The sequence below is a fragment of the Bradyrhizobium sp. 27S5 genome (genome assembly GCF_037217225.1).
GTDB classification, from domain to species: Bacteria; Pseudomonadota; Alphaproteobacteria; order Rhizobiales; family Xanthobacteraceae; genus Bradyrhizobium; species Bradyrhizobium septentrionale.
The window spans coordinates 8,384,821-8,401,204 of the sequence record NZ_CP147714.1; the positions used below are offsets into that span (position 1 = coordinate 8,384,821).

Annotated in this window: 13 protein-coding genes; 10 read left to right on the forward strand and 3 right to left on the reverse strand. The window is 65.4% G+C overall.

The annotated features are described in order from the left end of the window. A complete protein-coding gene (locus WDM24_RS39405) occupies positions 1-558 on the forward strand; it encodes a GNAT family N-acetyltransferase (protein ID WP_338829534.1) in 558 nt (185 codons plus the stop codon). On the opposite strand, the gene WDM24_RS39410 is transcribed toward WDM24_RS39405, so the two are convergent. Beyond that, a complete protein-coding gene (locus tag WDM24_RS39410) occupies positions 540-842 on the reverse strand; it encodes a DUF6916 family protein (protein ID WP_245284638.1) in 303 nt (100 codons plus the stop codon). The genes WDM24_RS39405 and WDM24_RS39410 overlap by 19 nt on opposite strands. Positions 843-2,016: 1,174 nt before the next feature. On the opposite strand from WDM24_RS39410, the gene WDM24_RS39415 reads away from it, so the two are divergent. From WDM24_RS39415 to WDM24_RS39455, 9 genes are all read left to right on the forward strand, one after another. Beyond that, positions 2,017-3,171, forward strand: a complete 1,155-nt coding sequence (locus tag WDM24_RS39415; RefSeq protein ID WP_338829535.1) for an iron-containing alcohol dehydrogenase — start codon at positions 2,017-2,019, stop codon at positions 3,169-3,171. A 39-nt stretch (positions 3,172-3,210) separates the two neighbouring features. Continuing rightward, positions 3,211-4,761 carry an AMP-binding protein gene (locus WDM24_RS39420; RefSeq protein ID WP_338829536.1) on the forward strand — a complete coding sequence of 517 codons (1,551 nt, stop codon included), beginning with the start codon at positions 3,211-3,213 and terminating at the stop codon, positions 4,759-4,761. A 122-nt stretch (positions 4,762-4,883) separates the two neighbouring features. Further along, on the forward strand, positions 4,884-5,582 hold the full coding sequence (locus tag WDM24_RS39425) for a DUF2270 domain-containing protein (protein ID WP_338829537.1): 699 nt from the start codon (positions 4,884-4,886) through the stop codon (positions 5,580-5,582). 79 nt (positions 5,583-5,661) lie between these two features. Next, positions 5,662-6,549, forward strand: a complete 888-nt coding sequence (locus tag WDM24_RS39430; protein ID WP_338829538.1) for a TauD/TfdA family dioxygenase — start codon at positions 5,662-5,664, stop codon at positions 6,547-6,549. A 454-nt stretch (positions 6,550-7,003) separates the two neighbouring features. Next, positions 7,004-8,599 carry an ABC transporter substrate-binding protein gene (locus WDM24_RS39435; RefSeq protein WP_338829539.1) on the forward strand — a complete coding sequence of 532 codons (1,596 nt, stop codon included), beginning with the start codon at positions 7,004-7,006 and terminating at the stop codon, positions 8,597-8,599. Between the two features lie 35 nt (positions 8,600-8,634). Then, the gene (locus WDM24_RS39440) at positions 8,635-9,582 is read left to right on the forward strand and encodes an ABC transporter permease (RefSeq protein WP_338829540.1); all 948 of its coding nucleotides are present in this window, start codon (positions 8,635-8,637) and stop codon (positions 9,580-9,582) included. A 60-nt stretch (positions 9,583-9,642) separates the two neighbouring features. Beyond that, a complete protein-coding gene (locus tag WDM24_RS39445) occupies positions 9,643-10,536 on the forward strand; it encodes an ABC transporter permease (protein WP_338829541.1) in 894 nt (297 codons plus the stop codon). Further along, on the forward strand, positions 10,536-11,549 hold the full coding sequence (locus WDM24_RS39450) for an ABC transporter ATP-binding protein (protein ID WP_338829542.1): 1,014 nt from the start codon (positions 10,536-10,538) through the stop codon (positions 11,547-11,549). The genes WDM24_RS39445 and WDM24_RS39450 overlap by 1 nt, the downstream gene beginning before the upstream one ends. Then, the gene (locus tag WDM24_RS39455; RefSeq protein WP_338829543.1) at positions 11,546-12,541 is read left to right on the forward strand and encodes a dipeptide ABC transporter ATP-binding protein; all 996 of its coding nucleotides are present in this window, start codon (positions 11,546-11,548) and stop codon (positions 12,539-12,541) included. Before WDM24_RS39450 ends, WDM24_RS39455 begins: the two co-directional genes overlap by 4 nt. Positions 12,542-12,685: 144 nt before the next feature. Here WDM24_RS39455 and WDM24_RS39460 read toward each other — a convergent pair whose 3' ends face one another. Continuing rightward, positions 12,686-14,665, reverse strand: coding sequence for an acetyl-CoA carboxylase biotin carboxylase subunit (locus WDM24_RS39460; RefSeq protein ID WP_338829544.1), 1,980 nt, complete (start codon positions 14,663-14,665; stop codon positions 12,686-12,688). Continuing rightward, positions 14,662-16,290: an acyl-CoA carboxylase subunit beta gene (locus WDM24_RS39465; RefSeq protein ID WP_338829545.1), complete on the reverse strand. Its 1,629-nt coding sequence runs from the start codon at positions 16,288-16,290 to the stop codon at positions 14,662-14,664. Before WDM24_RS39465 ends, WDM24_RS39460 begins: the two co-directional genes overlap by 4 nt. Between the last annotated feature and the right edge of the window lie 94 nt (positions 16,291-16,384).

Below are 16,384 nucleotides of genomic sequence, written 5' to 3' on the forward strand. Positions count from 1 at the left end.
TTGGCGCTCCCCGCTTCCCCCACTGACGCACCTGCATTCGGCTGGGCGCGCGCGGCTGAATCCGGTTGCCGGTTTCGCCGCCTGTCGGGGGCCGATCTGCCGTTCCTCGGCCGGCTCTATGCCTCGACCCGCGCCGAGGAACTGGCGCCGGTGCCGTGGAGCGAGGCGGACAAGGCGGCCTTTCTCGAGCAGCAATTCCAGGCCCAGCACGCACACTACCAGCAGTTTTATCCAAATGCCGACTGGCTGGTGATCGCGCGCGACGATGAGGACATCGGCCGGCTCTACATCGAGCGCTGGCCGAGCCAGCACCGCATCATCGACATCGCCTTCATTCCGGCCCATCGCGGCAACGGCTACGGTGAGGCGCTGTTGCGCGACGCGATCGACGAGGCTGCTGCAGCCGGCAAGGATGTCTCGATCCATGTCGAGAAATTCAACCCGGCGATGCGGCTCTACCGCCGGCTCGGCTTCACCACCGAGGAAGACAAGGGCGTGTACGATCTGATGCGCTGGCGCGCCGCAGGAATATCCGGTCGTCAGGTGAAAATGGCCTGATAGCCGTTGCCGTCGGCGACCGGCCCGATCGGCACCAGGAAGATCTCCATCATGCCGAGCGCCGGATGCTGCACGGAGTAGATCGCCTGCGGCAGCCAGGCTCCCTTCGGGCCCGCGAACAGCAGCGAGAACGCGCCGCCCGGCCGGCCGCTGCTGCCCGCGGGCTCGACCTTGGCAAGCTTCAGCGCCACGACGCCTTCCGCCGCCTGCATCTCGAACTCCGCGTCCTGGTGCGGCGTGAAGTCATCAATCTGCAATGCCGCGAGGTCGACGGTGGATGTCATGCGCACGTTCCCAGTTGCATGCGACGTGTAACACGCCGCGCGATATTGCCGTCAAGGTTTCCGTCAGTCATCCAACTCGAAGCTCTCATCGTCATTTCCCGGTGCGCAATTGCGCACCTGAGGGCTCTCGCTTCGCGAGCCCCGGGATGACGTAAGGTGAGCACACTGGCAAGGCTCCCTCCCCCCTTGCGGGGGAGGGTTGGGGAGAGGGGTGGCCCCGGGCTAAACTGTTCGATGAGCGCACCGCCCTCGCAAAATTTCGTTTGCTGTCGCCGTGACAGATACGGAGAGAGCGCGTCGTGTGGCACCCCTCTCCCTAACCCTCTCCCGCAAGGGGAGAGGGAACCCTGCCGCCGATGTGTCCCTCACGCGCGCGTGCCACTGAGTTGCCCGACGGCGCAAGCCCCTTCAGCGAAAATATTTCCGTTTACCGGAACTGCAACTCGGTGTATGGTCCGCCCGTCTCACCCGATCGAGGGGCGCTTCGCGATCGTCACGAACGCGGTGTGGGATGCGGTGGACGCTGATCATGCAAGCGACGAACGCATGTGATGCGGACGGTGAAGTCGTGTGGTCCTGACGCCCTCGCGGCAGGTGTCCTCTCGTAAAGCGCGTAGCGCTTTGCGAAGGCGGTGACAAACAAGCCCAGTCTCGCCGGGGAGAGCGCGAAGTAAGCCGTAACCCATCGCGCAGGGAAAGCCGGAGTGTTTCCGGTTACACCTGTGGTCCTACCCCCGAGCTTTCTACCTTTTGCTCGGGGCCCATGGGTGCGATCGGCACCCGGCTTTCCCTGCGCCCTCTGTCTTAAGAGAGGGCAAGTAAACGCAAGACTCGGACGCAGCGCGCCGCGAGGATGCGGAAGCGCATGCTTTTCGCTGTCGGACACTTGAATCAGCCAATACCGTCATCCTGAGGTGCGAGCCTTGCGGTGCACTTGCACCGCTGGGCGAGCCTCGAAGGGTGCACGGCCCGGCTAGCGGCCGTCGATCCTTCGAGACGCGGCTGGCGCCGCTCCTCAGGATGACGGTTCGCCCACTTTCGCCAGGACGACGCGGTGGATGCGGCGCCTCCGATCGGGCGCCCCGGAGGACCTGATGACGACCCCGATTTCCTCCGCTAACCTCCCCGCAGAGCGCCGCCAGCAAGGCGGAGCATCTTAGGGGAGGACAGGCGCGTGCATCGAGGCCGTGTCGTATTCGGCGCCATGGACGAGGTCGTGTTCGGGCGCCCCGCCGCTGAGGCGATCGTCGAGCAGCTCGACCGGCTGGGCGCACAGCGCGCCTTCCTGATGGTGTCGGGGACGCTGAACCGCGAGACCGACGAGATCGAGAAGGTCCGCCAGACGCTCGGCGGGCGCTGCGTCGGCACCTTCGACAAGATGCCGGCGCACACGCCGCGTGCCGCGGTCATCGCGGCGACGGAACAGGCGCGTGATGCGAAAGCCGATCTGATCGTCACCATCGGCGGCGGCTCGATCACCGACGGCGCCAAGGCGGTGCAGCTTTGCCTCGCCAACAACGTCACGACATCCGACGGCATCGAGGCGATCCGCACCCATGGCGGCGTTTCGCCCGAGATGAAGCCGCCTGTCGTGCGCCAGATCAGCGTGCCGACCACGATCGCCGGCGGCGAGTTCTCCTCGATCGCCGGCGTCACCAACGAGGCCAAGCGGCAGAAGGAGATGCTGCGCCACCCGCTGGTGATGCCGCGCGCGACCATCCTCGATCCTGAACTCTCGGTGCACACGCCGGACTGGCTGTTCCTGTCGACCGGCATCCGCGCCGTCGACCATTGCGTCGAGGGCATCTGCTCGCGCGAGGCGCATCCTTACGGCGACGCGCAGGCGCTGAAGGGACTGGAGATGCTGGCGCAGGGCCTGCCGCGGGTGAAGGCCGACCCGAAGGACATTTCGGCGCGGATGGATTGCCAGATCGGCACCTGGCTCTCGACCGGCCCGCTCGCTTCCGGCGTGCCGATGGGTGCGAGCCACGGCATCGGCTACGTGCTCGGCGCCGAGTTCGACGTGCCGCATGGCTATACGTCATGCGTGATGCTGCCTGCGGTGATGCGCTGGAACAAACGTGACAATGACGACCGGCAGGCGCTGGTCGCGGCTGCGATGGCTCACCCCGGCGCGGACGCCGGCGACGTGCTCGACCGCTTCATCCGCGACCTCGGCATGCCGCGCAGCCTCCACGAGGTCGGCGTCAGCCCCGAGCATTTCGACCGCATCGCGGCGGGCGCAATGCGCACGCCCTGGGTGCCGCGCAATCCGCGCAAGATCGACGGTCCCTCCCAGGTCCGCGAGATTCTGATGATGGCCGCCTGAAGCATGATCACGTCGCGAGTGAGGGGGAAATAAAGTTCGATGTATACCGGCACGCATGCTTACCTGCGCCCGCTGCAACCCGCCTTCATCATGGCCGGGACCGGCGAGATCGTTACCTATCGTGAGCTGGAGGCGCGCTGCAACCGCCTCGCTCATTTGTTCCGCAAGCAGGGCCTGCGACGGCTCGACCACTATTCGATCTTCATGGAGAACAACAACCGCTACCTCGAGGCCTGCGGCGCCGGCGAGCGGTCGGGCCTGTACTTCACCTGCGTCAACTCCTTCCTCACGCCGGGCGAGCTCGCCTACATCCTGACCAACAGCCAGTCGCGGGTCCTGATCACCTCGAGGCTGAAGCTCGACATCGCGCGCGAGGCGCTGAAGGAGTGTCCGCAGGTCGAGCTCTGCGTCGTGGTCGACGGCGACAGTGAAAGCGATCGCATCGTCGGGCTCGCGCAGGCGACGGCCGGCCTGCCGGCAACCCCGATCGCGGACGAGGCGCTGGGCACCGCGATGCTGTATTCGTCCGGCACCACCGGCCGGCCCAAGGGCATCGTGCGGCCGCTGCCGGAAGAGCCGCCGGGGCAAAACCTGCCGCTGTTCGATTTCCTGATCAAGCTCTGGCACTACCGCGAGGGCATGGTCTACCTCTCGCCGGCGCCGCTCTATCACTCCGCGCCGCAGGCCGCGGTCAATCTCACCATCCGCATGGGCGGCACCGTCGTCATCATGGAGAGTTTCGATCCGGAGCGCTATCTCGAGCTGATCGAGAAATGGGGCATCACCCACAGCCAGCTGGTGCCGACCATGTTCTCGCGCATGCTGAAGCTGCCCGAGGAGGTTCGCACCCGGTACGATCTGTCGTCGCTCGAGATCGCGATCCATGCCGCGGCGCCCTGTCCGGCACTGGTCAAGGACGACATGATCAAATGGTGGGGCCCGATCATCCACGAATATTACGGCGCGACCGAAGGTCTCGGCTTCACCGCCTGCAACAGCCAGGAATGGCTCGCGCATCGCGGTACCGTCGGCAAGGTGCTGCTCGGCGACCTGCATATTCTCGACGAGAACATGCAGCCTTGCCCGAAGGGCACGCCCGGCACCGTCTGGTTCAAGACCGGCTCGCCCTTCGAGTATTTCAACGATCCGGCAAAAACCGGCGAAGCCCGCTCGGCGGACGGCAGCATGAGCACGGTCGGCGACGTCGGCTATGTCGATGACGACAACTTCCTCTATCTCACCGACCGCGCCACCTTCATGATCATCTCCGGCGGCGTGAACATTTATCCGCAGGAGTGCGAGAACCTCCTGATCACCCATCCCAAGGTCGCCGACGCCGCGGTGTTCGGGGTGCCCAATGTCGATCTCGGCGAGGAGGTGAAGGCGGTGGTGCAGCCGGCCGACGGCATCGCGCCGGGGCCTGAACTCGCCGAGGAGCTGATCGCATTCTGCGCCGGCGCGCTGTCGCGCCAGAAGGTGCCGCGCTCGGTCGATTTCGAGGCCGAGCTGCCGCGGCTGCCGACCGGAAAGCTCTACAAGCGCCTGCTGCGCGACCGCTACTGGGGCAACAAGACCTCGCGGATCGTCTGAGCGGGCGATGCGGCGGACCGGAGCGATGCTGCGAGGCAGACCGGAGGGCGCAACGGACTCGCCCGTCGCGCGGATTTCGCGCTATGCTCGGTAATCGCAAGCCAGCTTCGCCGGAGGCCGCCATGCCGTCGCCCCAGCCGCGCGAGCCCGAGCCGGTACAGGCCGGAAAGCTCGAATTCACCGCCGCCGAGATCGGTGCTCTCGCCCACCTCTACCGCGGCGAGGTCTACCGCAGCACGGTCTGGCGCACCCGCCTCGACAGCTCGACCAACTGGGCAGTTGTCACGACCGGGATCGCGCTGTCGGCGACCTACAGCAACGCAGAGGCCTCACCCCTGCCGATGGTGCTGGTCGGCCTGCTGGTGACCGTGTTCCTGTTGTTCGAGGCGCGGCGCTACCGCTACTTCAATGTCTGGCGCGCCCGCGCGCGGCTGCTCGAAACCGATTTCTACGCGCCGATGATTCGCGGCGAAGGCCCCTCGCCGAACTCGGCCTGGACCGAGCTGCTGGCCAACGACTATCGTCACCCGAGCTATCATATCAGTTACGCCCGTGCGATCGGCCGGCGGCTGCGCCGGACCTATGGCTGGATCTTCGCGATCCAGGCCATCGCCTATTACGGCAAGCTCGCAATTCACCCGCTGCCACTCAACGCAATGGCGGAGATTTGGGACCGCGCCTCGATCGGTCCGATTCCGGGAACCATCGTCGTTCTGGCCGGCGTCGCTTTCCATTCGAGCTGGGCACTATTCGCCTTCGTCACGCATCGCATGGAGGTCGCCAGGCGGCGCACGCGTCACAACCTGATCGCGATGGGGTGATGTGCCGCGCCTCGCGTTGTCGCTGGCGGGCTTTTCCCCTAACCTCACCACAACAAGAAAAGTCAGGGAGGATGAACCGATGGACGTGATCCCACTGCGTCAGGGGTTTGGAGCCGAACTGCGCGGCGTCACGCTGTCAGATGTTGCCGCCAGCGATGCCGCCTATGCGGCGGTGCGTGCGGCGTTCGAGGAACACTCGGTGCTGGTGTTCCGCGGCCAACAGGTCGACGACGACATCCAGCTCGCCTTCTCGCGCCGCTTCGGCCCGCCCGAGGTGACCAAGGTCGGCTCGATGGGCACCGGCTCGCATTTCGTGATCCTCTCGACCTTCGGGCCCGACGGCAAGGTCGTTCCGTCCGATCACCGGCAGCAGCTGCGCGCCAGGGCCAACCAGCTCTGGCACACCGACTCCTCGTTCAAGCGCGTGCCGGCGCTGACCTCGATCCTGTCCGCGCGCATCATCCCCGAACATGGCGGCGAGACCGAATTCGTCTCGATGCGGCTTGCCTTCGAGCGGCTCGACAAGGACGTGGCGAAGCGGCTGGAGAATTCGTTCGCCTGGCACTCCTACGCGCATTCGCGCAGCAAGGTGGCGACGGGGCTCGCAACGACCGAGGAAACCGATGCGCTGCCGCCGGTATGCTGGCGCATGGTCTGGCGCAATCCCGTCAACGGCCGCGGCGCGCTGTATCTCGCCTCCCACGCCTATGGCGTCGAAGGCATGGATGCCGAGGCCGGCAAGGCGCTGATCGAGCAATTGACGGAGGCTGCGACCGCGCCCGGCGTCAGCTACCTGCACCAATGGAAGCAGGGCGATGTCGTGATGTGGGACAATCGCGCCACCATGCATCGCGGCCGCCCCTGGCCGGCGCATGAGGGCCGCCTGATGATCCGCACCACGATCTCCGCGACCGAGGCCGATGGCGTCGCGAGCGTGAGCCCACCCTCGTCGCAGGCGGCGGAGTGAACGTAATACGTTTCCCCGTCATCCCCGCGCAAAGGCTTCGCCTTTGTCGCTGGAGGTGCGAGCCTTGCGGTGCACTTGCACCGCTGGGCGAGCCTCGAAGGATGAATCGGCCACCAGCGGGGCCGTGCATCCTTCGAGACGCGCGTTCCGCGCTCCTCAGGATGACGGGTCAGCACCGTCATTGGATCGGCGACAAACTGTCGCTGATTGCGGGGCGCTTCACGCTGCGCGCCTCGCCATTAGCGATCAAATTCGAACGGAGATTCGCCGCCACATAGCAAAACAACCTGAGTTCCCCGTAATCACACGCATTATTCCCGGTCCCTGGATATTTTTGATGCTCTGGCGTCATCCGAATTGCCAATCCCTTCGCGAGCCTCGCTGGTTGCCCGGCAGCCTCACCGTGGTATCGTCGATGCCAATCGGCCATTGAGACCGAAATGTGGGAGGGACCATGCGGAGCGTGCAAGCGCTGGCCGTCGCGGTGTTGTCTGTGCTGACCATCAGCGGCGCTTCACTCGCAGCCGAACCGAAATCAGGCGGCATCTTCAGGATCTATCACCGCGACAGTCCCGGCCGTGCCTCGATCCATGAGGGCGCGACCTATTCGCTGAACGTGCCGTTCATGCCGATCTTCAACAATCTCGTCAATTTCGACCAGCACATCGCCCAAAACAGCGCCAGCACGATCCGGCCCGAGCTTGCGGAGAGCTGGGCCTGGAGCGGCGACAACAAGACGCTGACCTTCAAGCTGCGCAAGGACGTGAAATGGCACGACGGCAAGCCATTCACCGCGGCCGACGTCAAATGCACATTCGACATGCTGATGGGCAAGTCGCAGCAAAAATTCCGGCAGAATCCGCGGAAATCCTGGTACGACCAGGTCGACGAGGTCACCACCAACGGTGATCTCGAGGCGTCGTTCAAGCTGAAGCGGCCGCAGCCCGCGCTATTGTCGCTGCTCGCCTCGGGCTATACGCCGATCTATCCCTGCCACGTGTCGCCAGGCGACATGCGAACCAAGCCTGTCGGCACCGGCCCGTTCAAGTTCGTCGAGTTCAAGGCCAACGAATCGATCAAGCTCACCAAGAACCCCGATTACTTCAAGAAGGGCCTGCCCTATCTCGACGGCATCGAGTTCACCATCATCACCAACCGCTCGACGGCGATCCTCGGCTTCGTCTCGGGCAAGTTCGACATGACATTCCCGACCGAGGTCTCGATCCCGCTGCTCAAGGACGTCAAGTCACAGGCGCCCAATGCCGTCTGCGTGGTGGAACCGAACAACGTCTCCACCAACATCATCATCAATTCGAGCGGACCGCCATTCGACAACATCGACATCCGCCGCGCGCTGGCGCTGGCGCTCGACCGCAAGGCGTTCATCCAGATCATGTTCGAGGGCCAAGGCGATATCGGCGGCACCATGGAGCCAGCACCGGACGGCCTGTGGGCGATGCCCAAGGACATGCTTGAATCGATCCCCGGCTACGGCCCCGACATCGAGAAGAACCGCGAGGAAGCCCGCAAGCTGATGCAGAAGGCGGGTTACGGCCCGGACAAGCACCTGCAGATCAAGGTGTCGACCCGCAACATCGCGGTCTACCGCGATCCTGCGATCATCCTGATCGACCAGATCAAGAGCATCTATATCGACGCCGAGCTCGACGTCGTCGACACCGCGCAGTGGTTCCCGAAGATCGCGCGCAAGGACTATTCGCTCGGCCTCAACCTCACCGGCAATGCCGTCGACGAGCCCGATCAGTCCTTCTACGAGAACTATGCCTGCGGCTCGGAGCGGAATTACACCAATTATTGCAACAAGGACATCGAGAAGCTGTTCGACCAGCAGTCGGAAGAGACCAACCTCGACAAGCGCAAGAAGCTGGTCTGGGAGATCGACAAGAAGCTGCAGGAAGACGTCGCGCGTCCAATCATCTTCCATGCCCGCACCGGCACCTGCTGGCAACCCTACGTGAAGAATGTCACGATCATGTCCAACAGCTCCTATAACGGCTATCGTTACGAAGACGTCTGGCTGGACAAGTAGCGCGAAGAAGATTCGAGACCGGGGAGAGAGCCAGGGTGTTTGCCTATATCGTGCGGCGGCTATTCCTGATGCTCGTGACCCTGTTCGGGATCTCGGTCATCATCTTCGTGCTGCTGCGGGTCGTTCCGGGCAACATCGTCGACATCCTGTTCGATGCCGCGGGCTTCGTCGATCCCGCCGACAAGGCCAATCTCGAGCGCGAGCTCGGCCTGAGCCAGCCGATCGTGATCCAGTACCTGCACTGGATCGGCGGCCTGCTGCGCGGCGACCTCGGTTATTCCTATGTCTCGGAAAAACCGGCGCTGGAGGAAATCCTGCCGCGGATTCCGATCACCGCGCGGCTTGCTGGGCTGGCGCTGCTGTTCTCGGCCTCGATCGGCATCCCGCTCGGCGTCATCAGCGCCGTGCACCAGGGTTCAAAGCTCGACTACGCGCTGCGCGTGGTCAGCCTCAGCGGCCTGTCGCTGCCGTCGTTCTGGCTCGGCCTGCTGGTCCTGATGGCCTCGGTCTCGCTGTTCGGCACGATGCCGATCTTCAACCCCAACCCGAAAACCTGGACCGAGGCATTCGCGATCTATGCCGTGCCGGCGATGGCAGTCGCCTTCCGCAGCGCGGCACTGACCATGCGCATCACCCGCTCCTCGATGCTGGAAATCTTGCGCCAGGACTATATCCGCACCGCGCGCGCCAAGGGCGCCTCCGAGGCCTCCGTGAACTATCACCACGCGCTGAAGAACGCCGTGCTGCCGGTCATCACCGTGATCGGCATCGAGGCCGCGTTCCTGATCGGCGGCCTGATCGTGACGGAAACCGTGTTCAACATCCCCGGCATCGCCCGCTTCCTGGTCGAGGCACTGCGCTGGCGCGACTACCCGATCGTGCAGAACCTTGTGATGTTCATCGCGGTGGTCGTGGTTGTGGTGAATTTCATTGTCGACATGCTCTATGCGGCGATCGACCCGCGCATCCGGTTTGGGGACTAGCATGATCCGGAAAAGTGGGAACCGGCTTTCCGATAAGATCATGCTCAAATAGAGAGCCCGATGGCGACGATCAATTTCGAAAGTGAACTGCGACGCGCCGGGGCCAACGCCACCGGCGGCTGGGGGCGGCTTGCCTTCCTCGCGCAGCGCCACGTGCTTGGCACCATCGGCCTGATCATCATGCTGCTGTTCGTGCTGACCGCGATATCAGCCAACGTCATCAGCCGCTACGACCCGCTCAGCGTCGATTCCGCGCACCGGTTGGCCGCGCCCTCCATGCTGCACTGGTTTGGCACCGATTCCTTTGGCCGCGACGTCTGGAGCCGCATCGTCCATGGCGCACGGATTTCGCTCGCGGTCGGCATCGGCTCCACGACCCTGGGCGCCACGCTTGGCGTGATCGTGGGTCTCACCTCCGGCTATCTTTCCGGCTGGGTCGACCTCGTGTTCCAGCGGGTGACCGACATCCTGCAATCGCTGCCGCTGCTGGTGCTCGCGCTTGTCATGACCGCGGCGCTCGGTCCCTCGCTGCCGAACGTGATCCTTGCGATCGCAATCCCCTTGATCCCGACCGTCGCCCGGGTGATCCGCGCCAACACGCTGGCGCTGCGCGAGCAGCCGTTCGTCGAGGCGGCCAAATCGATCGGCATGAGCGAGACGCGGATCGCGTTGCGCCATGTGCTGCCGAACACCATCGCACCGCTGATCGTGCTCGCCACCGCGCAACTCGGCTCGACCATCCTGACCGAGGCGTCGCTGTCATTCCTCGGCCTCGGCATCCCCGAGCCTTATCCCTCCTGGGGTCGCATGCTGTCGGAATCCGCCGCCGAATACGTCCGCACCGCGCCGTGGCTGGTGATCTTTCCTGGCATTGCCATCAGTCTCGCGGTGTTCGGCACCAATCTGTTCGGCGACGCGTTGCGCGATATCCTCGATCCGAGGCAGCGCGGCTGATGAGCGAGGCTGATACGGCAGACACGGTTCTCGATGTGAAGAACCTGCAGACGGTGTTCTTCACCAATTCCGGCCTGTTCCGCGCGGTCGACGACGTCTCGTTCTCGGTCGGCCGTGGCGAGACGCTGGCGATCGTCGGCGAATCCGGCTGCGGCAAGAGCGTCAGCGCGCTCTCGATCATGCGCCTGGTGCCCGATCCGCCCGGTCGCATCGTCGGCGGCTCGGTCACGCTCGAGGGCACCGACCTCTTGAAGCTCGACGATGCCGCGATGCGCGACATCAGGGGCAACCGCATCTCGATGATCTTCCAGGAGCCGATGACGTCGCTCAATCCGGTGATGCGGATCGGCGACCAGATCATCGAGGCGGTGCGCCTGCATCAGAAGGTGAGCAGCAAGGAGGCCTGGAAACAGGCCGTCGACATGCTGCGGCTGGTGCGCATTCCGGAGCCGGAGCGCCGCGCGCAGGAATATCCGCATCAGCTGTCTGGCGGCATGCGCCAGCGCGCCATGATCGCGATGGCGTTGGCGTGCCGGCCGGCGCTGTTGATCGCGGACGAGCCGACCACGGCGCTCGACGTCACCATCCAGGCGCAGATCCTCGCGCTGATCGTCGATCTGCAGAAGCGGCTCGGCACCGGGCTGATCCTGATCACCCATGACCTCGGCGTCGTCGCACAGACCGCGCAGCGCGTGATCGTGATGTATGCCGGCAAGAAGGTCGAGGAGGCTACCGTCGAGGCGCTGTTCGAGACACCGCTGCATCCCTACACGCGCGGCCTGATGGCCTCGATGCCCGCGGTGATCGCGCTCGGCGCGAAGACCGATGCGCGACTGACCGAAATTCCCGGCATGGTGCCGTCGCTGACCAATCTGCCGCCCGGCTGCGCCTTCGCGCCGCGCTGCAAGCTCGCGATCGACCGCTGCCGTCAGGAGTATCCGCCGCTCGATGAAATCAAGAGCAAGCACTGGGCGGCATGCTGGCGCGCCGGCGAGATGGCGGAGGCGTCATGACCGAGCAGCGCCCGCTCCTCGAGGTCACCGATCTCGTCAAGCATTACGCGGTGCGCGGCGGCGTGCTGCGCCGCCAGGTCGGCACCGTGCATGCGGTCGACGGCGTCAGCTTTTCGCTTGGCGCGGGCGAGACGCTTGGCCTGGTCGGCGAATCCGGCTGCGGCAAGTCGACGGTGGCGCGCACCGTGCTACGGCTGGTCGAACCGACCAGCGGCGCGATCAAGCTGGATGGCGAGGACATCGCACCGCTCAGCAAGACCGCGCTGCGGCCATATCGCCGCTCGATGCAGATCGTGTTCCAGGACCCGTTCGCCTCGCTCAACCCGCGCATGACGGCCGGCGACATTGTCGGCGAGCCCCTGATTGTGCATGGCTTGGCGACCGGCGCGAAGAAGCAGGAACGCGTCGCGGAATTGTTCCAGCAGGTCGGCCTGCGGCCCGACCAGATGAAGAATTTCCCGCACCAATTCTCCGGCGGGCAGCGCCAGCGCATCTGCATCGCACGCGCGCTGTCGCTTGGCCCGCGGCTGATCGTCTGCGACGAACCGGTCTCCGCGCTCGACGTTTCGATCCAGGCGCAGGTGATCAATTTGCTGATCGACCTGCAGCGCCAGCAGAATTTTTCCTACCTCTTCATCGCGCACGATCTCGCGGTCGTCGCCCATATCAGCCACCGCGTCGCGGTGATGTATCTCGGCCGCATTGTCGAGATCGCCGACAAGCACGAGTTGTTCGCCAATCCGCGCCATCCCTACACCCAGGCGCTGCTCGCCTCGGTGCCGATCGCCGACCCCAAGGCCAAGCGGCTCGCACCGATGATCGACGGCGACGTGCCGAGCCCGATCAACCCTCCCTCGGGCTGCGCCTTCCACACCCGCTGCCGCTACGCGATCGATCGCTGCAAGACCGAGCGCCCGGTGCTGCAAACGGCGGGCACGGGTCATCAGGTCGCCTGCTGGCTGAATGACGGGACCGGGTGGATTGATCAGTAACTCAGTGTCGTCCCGGCGAAGGTCGGGACCCAGAGCCACAAATGCTAGTTGCTGCAACGAGCTGCGGCCCCAGCGCGCTTTAACAATCAGCATCGGTGGTTATGGGTCCCGGGTCGCGCTCCGCTTGCCCGGGACGACGGACGGTTATGCGGCCGCCTCGATCTCCACCACGATCTTCCCTGACGTCACCTGCTCGCCCTCGGCAACGTCAATCGACGACACCGTGCCCGCGACGCCGGCGGTGTGGACGTGCTCCATCTTCATCGCTTCCAGCGTCATCACCGGCTGGCCGGCCGCGACCTTGTCGCCCGCCTTCACCAGCACCGCGACGACCCGGCCGTTCATGGCGGCGCGGACCTTGCCATCGCCTCCGGCGGCCGACGCGCTCTCCGGCGGGGCGAGCGTGAGATCGCGGGCCGATAGCGTGACGCCACGGTGCAAGATGTAGAGCCGATCGCCCTCGCGCAGGAACTTGGCCTGCTCCATCAAGCCATCGTGATGGAAGCGGATGCTGTCCTGATCGAGCTCATCGATCTCGAAGCTGAAGCGATCGCCGTTGCGGGTCGCGACGTAACCGCCGTCGCGCTCGCGGAAAATCTCGATCTCCTGCGCGCCGTGGCCGAGATCAATCCGCAGGCCAAGCGGGAACGTCGCCGACAGCGACCGGCCACGCTGCCAAGGCGGTGCGTGCGGATTGGTGACGTAGAGCAGCAGCGCCGCCAGCGCGAGGTCGCTGCTCCGATCCGGCCGCGGCGCCAGCAACACATCGCGGTTGTTGCCGATGAAGGCCGTGGTCGCCTCGCCCTTGGCAAAGACCGGATGACGCAGGCAGTCGATCAGGAAACCCTGATTGGTGGTGACGCCGAAGGCCGTGACCTGTTCCAGGGCGCAGATCAGCTTGCCGCGCGCCTCGTCCCGGGTCGCGCCATGGCTGATGACCTTGGCGATCATCGAATCATAGAACGGCGGAATCTCCGAGCCTGATTGCAGCGCGTGCTCGACGCGGATGCCATCGGGCATCTGCCACCGCGCCATCGTGCCGGATTGCGGCACGAAGTCGTGCCCGGCGTCTTCCGAGCACAGCCGCACCTCGATGGCGTGACCGGAGAAGGTGATATCCTCCTGCTTGAGGCCAAGCGGCTCACCGCCGGCGACGCTGAGCTGCAGCTCGACCAGATCGAGCCCGGTGATCGCCTCGGTGACGGGATGCTCGACCTGAAGCCGCGTGTTCATCTCCATGAAGTAGAAATTTCCGGCGCGATCGAGCAGGAATTCCAGCGTGCCGGCGCCCTCATAGCCGATCGCCTTGACCGCCTGCACGGCGACCGCACCCATCCGTGCGCGCAGCTCCGGTGTCACCGCCGGCGACGGCACCTCCTCGATCAGCTTCTGGTGCCGCCGCTGCACCGAGCAATCGCGCTCGCCGAGATGGATGGCGTTGCCATAGCGATCGCCGAACACCTGGATCTCGATGTGGCGGGGATCGACGATCGCGCGCTCCAGGATCACGGTGGGATCGCCGAACGCGCCCTGCGCCTCCGACCGCGCGCTGCGCAGCGCGTCCGGAAATGCCGCGGCGTCCGCGACGAGCCGCATGCCGCGGCCGCCGCCACCGGCGACCGCCTTGATCATGACCGGAAAGCCGATTGCCTTAGCCTCCGCCAGCATCGCGGTATCGCCCTGTTCGGCGCCCTGATAGCCGGGCACGCAGGGCACGCCGGCCTTTTGCATGATCTCCTTGGCGCCGGCCTTGTTGCCCATCGCACGGATCGCTTCCGGCGACGGGCCGATGAACACCAGCCCGGCATCGCGGCAGCCCTGCGCGAAATCCTCGTTTTCGGCGAGGAAGCCGTAGCCGGGATGCACCGCGCCGGCGCCGCTCGCCTTGGCGGCTGCGATGATCGCGTCCATCTTCAGATAGGATTGGGCCGGCAGCGCCTCGCCGATCCGTACCGCTTGGTCGGCCTCGCGCAAATGCAGCGCGTCGCGATCGGCGTCGGAATAGACCGCGACCACGCCATAACCGAGCCGCCGCGCCGTACGCATGATGCGCAGCGCGATCTCGCCGCGGTTCGCGATCAGGATCTTGAAGAACGGTGTCCGCTTCACAATTGCCCCGCTCATGGCCGCGCCACCGAGAACTGCATGCGCTGCGGGGTGCGCGCCTCCGCCTCGCGGCAGATCGCCAGCACCTCGGCGAGCACGCTGCGGGTGTCGCGCGGATCGATCACGCCGTCGTCGAGCACGCGGGCGCTGGTCGAGAACACGTCCATCTGGCCGTCGAATACGCCGGTGATCTGCGCCTTCATCGCCTCCAGCTTCTCCTTCTCGATCGGCTTGCCGCGCCGCGCGGCCGCCGCCTCAGTGACGATCGCCATGGTTTCGGCGGCCTGCTCGCCGCCCATCACCGCGGTCTTGGCGTTGGGCCAAGAGAAGCAAAAGCGCGGATGGAAGCCGCGGCCGCACATGCCGTAATTGCCGGCGCCGAACGAGGCACCGCAATACAGCGTGATCTGCGGCACCGTTGCCGACGTCACCGCCTGGATCATCTTGGAGCCGTGCTTGATCATGCCGGCCTCTTCATAGGCCTTGCCCACCATGTAGCCGGTGGTGTTGTTCATATAGAGGATCGGCGTGCGCGACTGGCAGCAGGCCTGGATGAAATGGGTCGCCTTGTTGGCGCCGGGCACATCGAGCGGGCCGTTGTTGGTGATGATGCCGATCGCCTGCCCTTCGATGCGGGCATGACCGCAGACCGTCGCCGGGCCGTAATTGGCGCTGAATTCGGTGAAATCGGAATCGTCGATGAAGCGCGCGATCGCCTGACGCATGTCGACGGGACGCTTGTGGTCCATCGGCATGATTCCGAGCAGTTCTTCGGCGTCATAGCGCGGCGGCTTGAACGCGCCGGGTTCGGACGCCGGTCGGTCCCAAGGACCATCCCATGGCAGCTTGGCCATGATGTCGCGCGCGATGCGCAGCGCATCGCGGTCGTCCTCAGCGAGATAATCGCCAAGGCCGGAGATCGAGGTGTGCATCTCGGCGCCGCCGAGCTCCTCCTCGGTCGCGATCTCGCCGGTGGCGGCCTTCAGCAAGGGTGGCCCGGCCAGGAAGGCGCGGGTGCGGCCGCGCACCATCACGATGTAATCGGAGAGACCCGTCTGATACGCGCCGCCCGCGGTCGAGGAACCGTGTGTCACCGTGACAACGGGAAGCCCCGCCGCCGACAGCCGCGCGAGATTGCGGAAGATGTTGCCGCCGCGGACGAAATCCTCGACCCGATAACGCAGCAGATTGGCGCCGGCGCTCTCGACGAGTTGCACATAGGGCAGCTTGTTCTCCAGCGCGAGCTCCTGCACCCGCAACGTCTTGTCGAGGCCATAGGGCTGCAGCGCGCCGGCATCGATGCCGGCATCGTTGGCGCTGACCATGCAGCGGATGCCGGAGACGAAGCCGATGCCGGCGACCAGCCCGCCGCCGGGCACGCTCTTGTCGGCGTCAGCCACGTCGAACATGTAGCCGGCGAGCGTCGACAGTTCGAGGAAGGGCGAGCCGGGATCGAGCACCAGCGCAACGCGCTCGCGCGGCAGCAGCTGGCCGCGCTTGTGGAAGCGGTCCTTCGCCGCGGCGGAGGCCGCGCGGGTCCGCTCCTCCAGCCCCCGCATCCGGGCGATCAGCGCCAGCATGCCGTCGCGATTGCCCTGGAAGCCGGCGCTGCCGGTGGCGATGGTGTTCTCGATGATGGCCATCAAACTTGCTCCGTCATTCCGGGGCGATGCGAACGCATCGAACCCGGAATCTCGAGGTCGTTACGCGAGATTCCCCGATGCGCAGTGCGCATCT

What these genes read in the sequence shown, in the direction of transcription:
- WDM24_RS39430 (WP_338829538.1), top strand. Translation starts at nt 5,662, where the DNA reads ATGGACGTGATCCCACTGCGTCAGGGGTTTGGAGCCGAACTGCGCGGC.
- WDM24_RS39450 (WP_338829542.1), top strand. Translation starts at nt 10,536, where the DNA reads ATGAGCGAGGCTGATACGGCAGACACGGTTCTCGATGTGAAGAACCTG.
- WDM24_RS39425 (WP_338829537.1), top strand. Translation starts at nt 4,884, where the DNA reads ATGCCGTCGCCCCAGCCGCGCGAGCCCGAGCCGGTACAGGCCGGAAAG.
- WDM24_RS39455 (WP_338829543.1), top strand. Translation starts at nt 11,546, where the DNA reads ATGACCGAGCAGCGCCCGCTCCTCGAGGTCACCGATCTCGTCAAGCAT.
- WDM24_RS39435 (WP_338829539.1), top strand. Translation starts at nt 7,004, where the DNA reads ATGCGGAGCGTGCAAGCGCTGGCCGTCGCGGTGTTGTCTGTGCTGACC.
- WDM24_RS39465 (WP_338829545.1), bottom strand. Translation starts at nt 16,290, where the DNA reads ATGGCCATCATCGAGAACACCATCGCCACCGGCAGCGCCGGCTTCCAG.
- WDM24_RS39445 (WP_338829541.1), top strand. Translation starts at nt 9,643, where the DNA reads ATGGCGACGATCAATTTCGAAAGTGAACTGCGACGCGCCGGGGCCAAC.
- WDM24_RS39460 (WP_338829544.1), bottom strand. Translation starts at nt 14,665, where the DNA reads ATGAGCGGGGCAATTGTGAAGCGGACACCGTTCTTCAAGATCCTGATC.
- WDM24_RS39410 (WP_245284638.1), bottom strand. Translation starts at nt 842, where the DNA reads ATGACATCCACCGTCGACCTCGCGGCATTGCAGATTGATGACTTCACG.
- WDM24_RS39420 (WP_338829536.1), top strand. Translation starts at nt 3,211, where the DNA reads ATGTATACCGGCACGCATGCTTACCTGCGCCCGCTGCAACCCGCCTTC.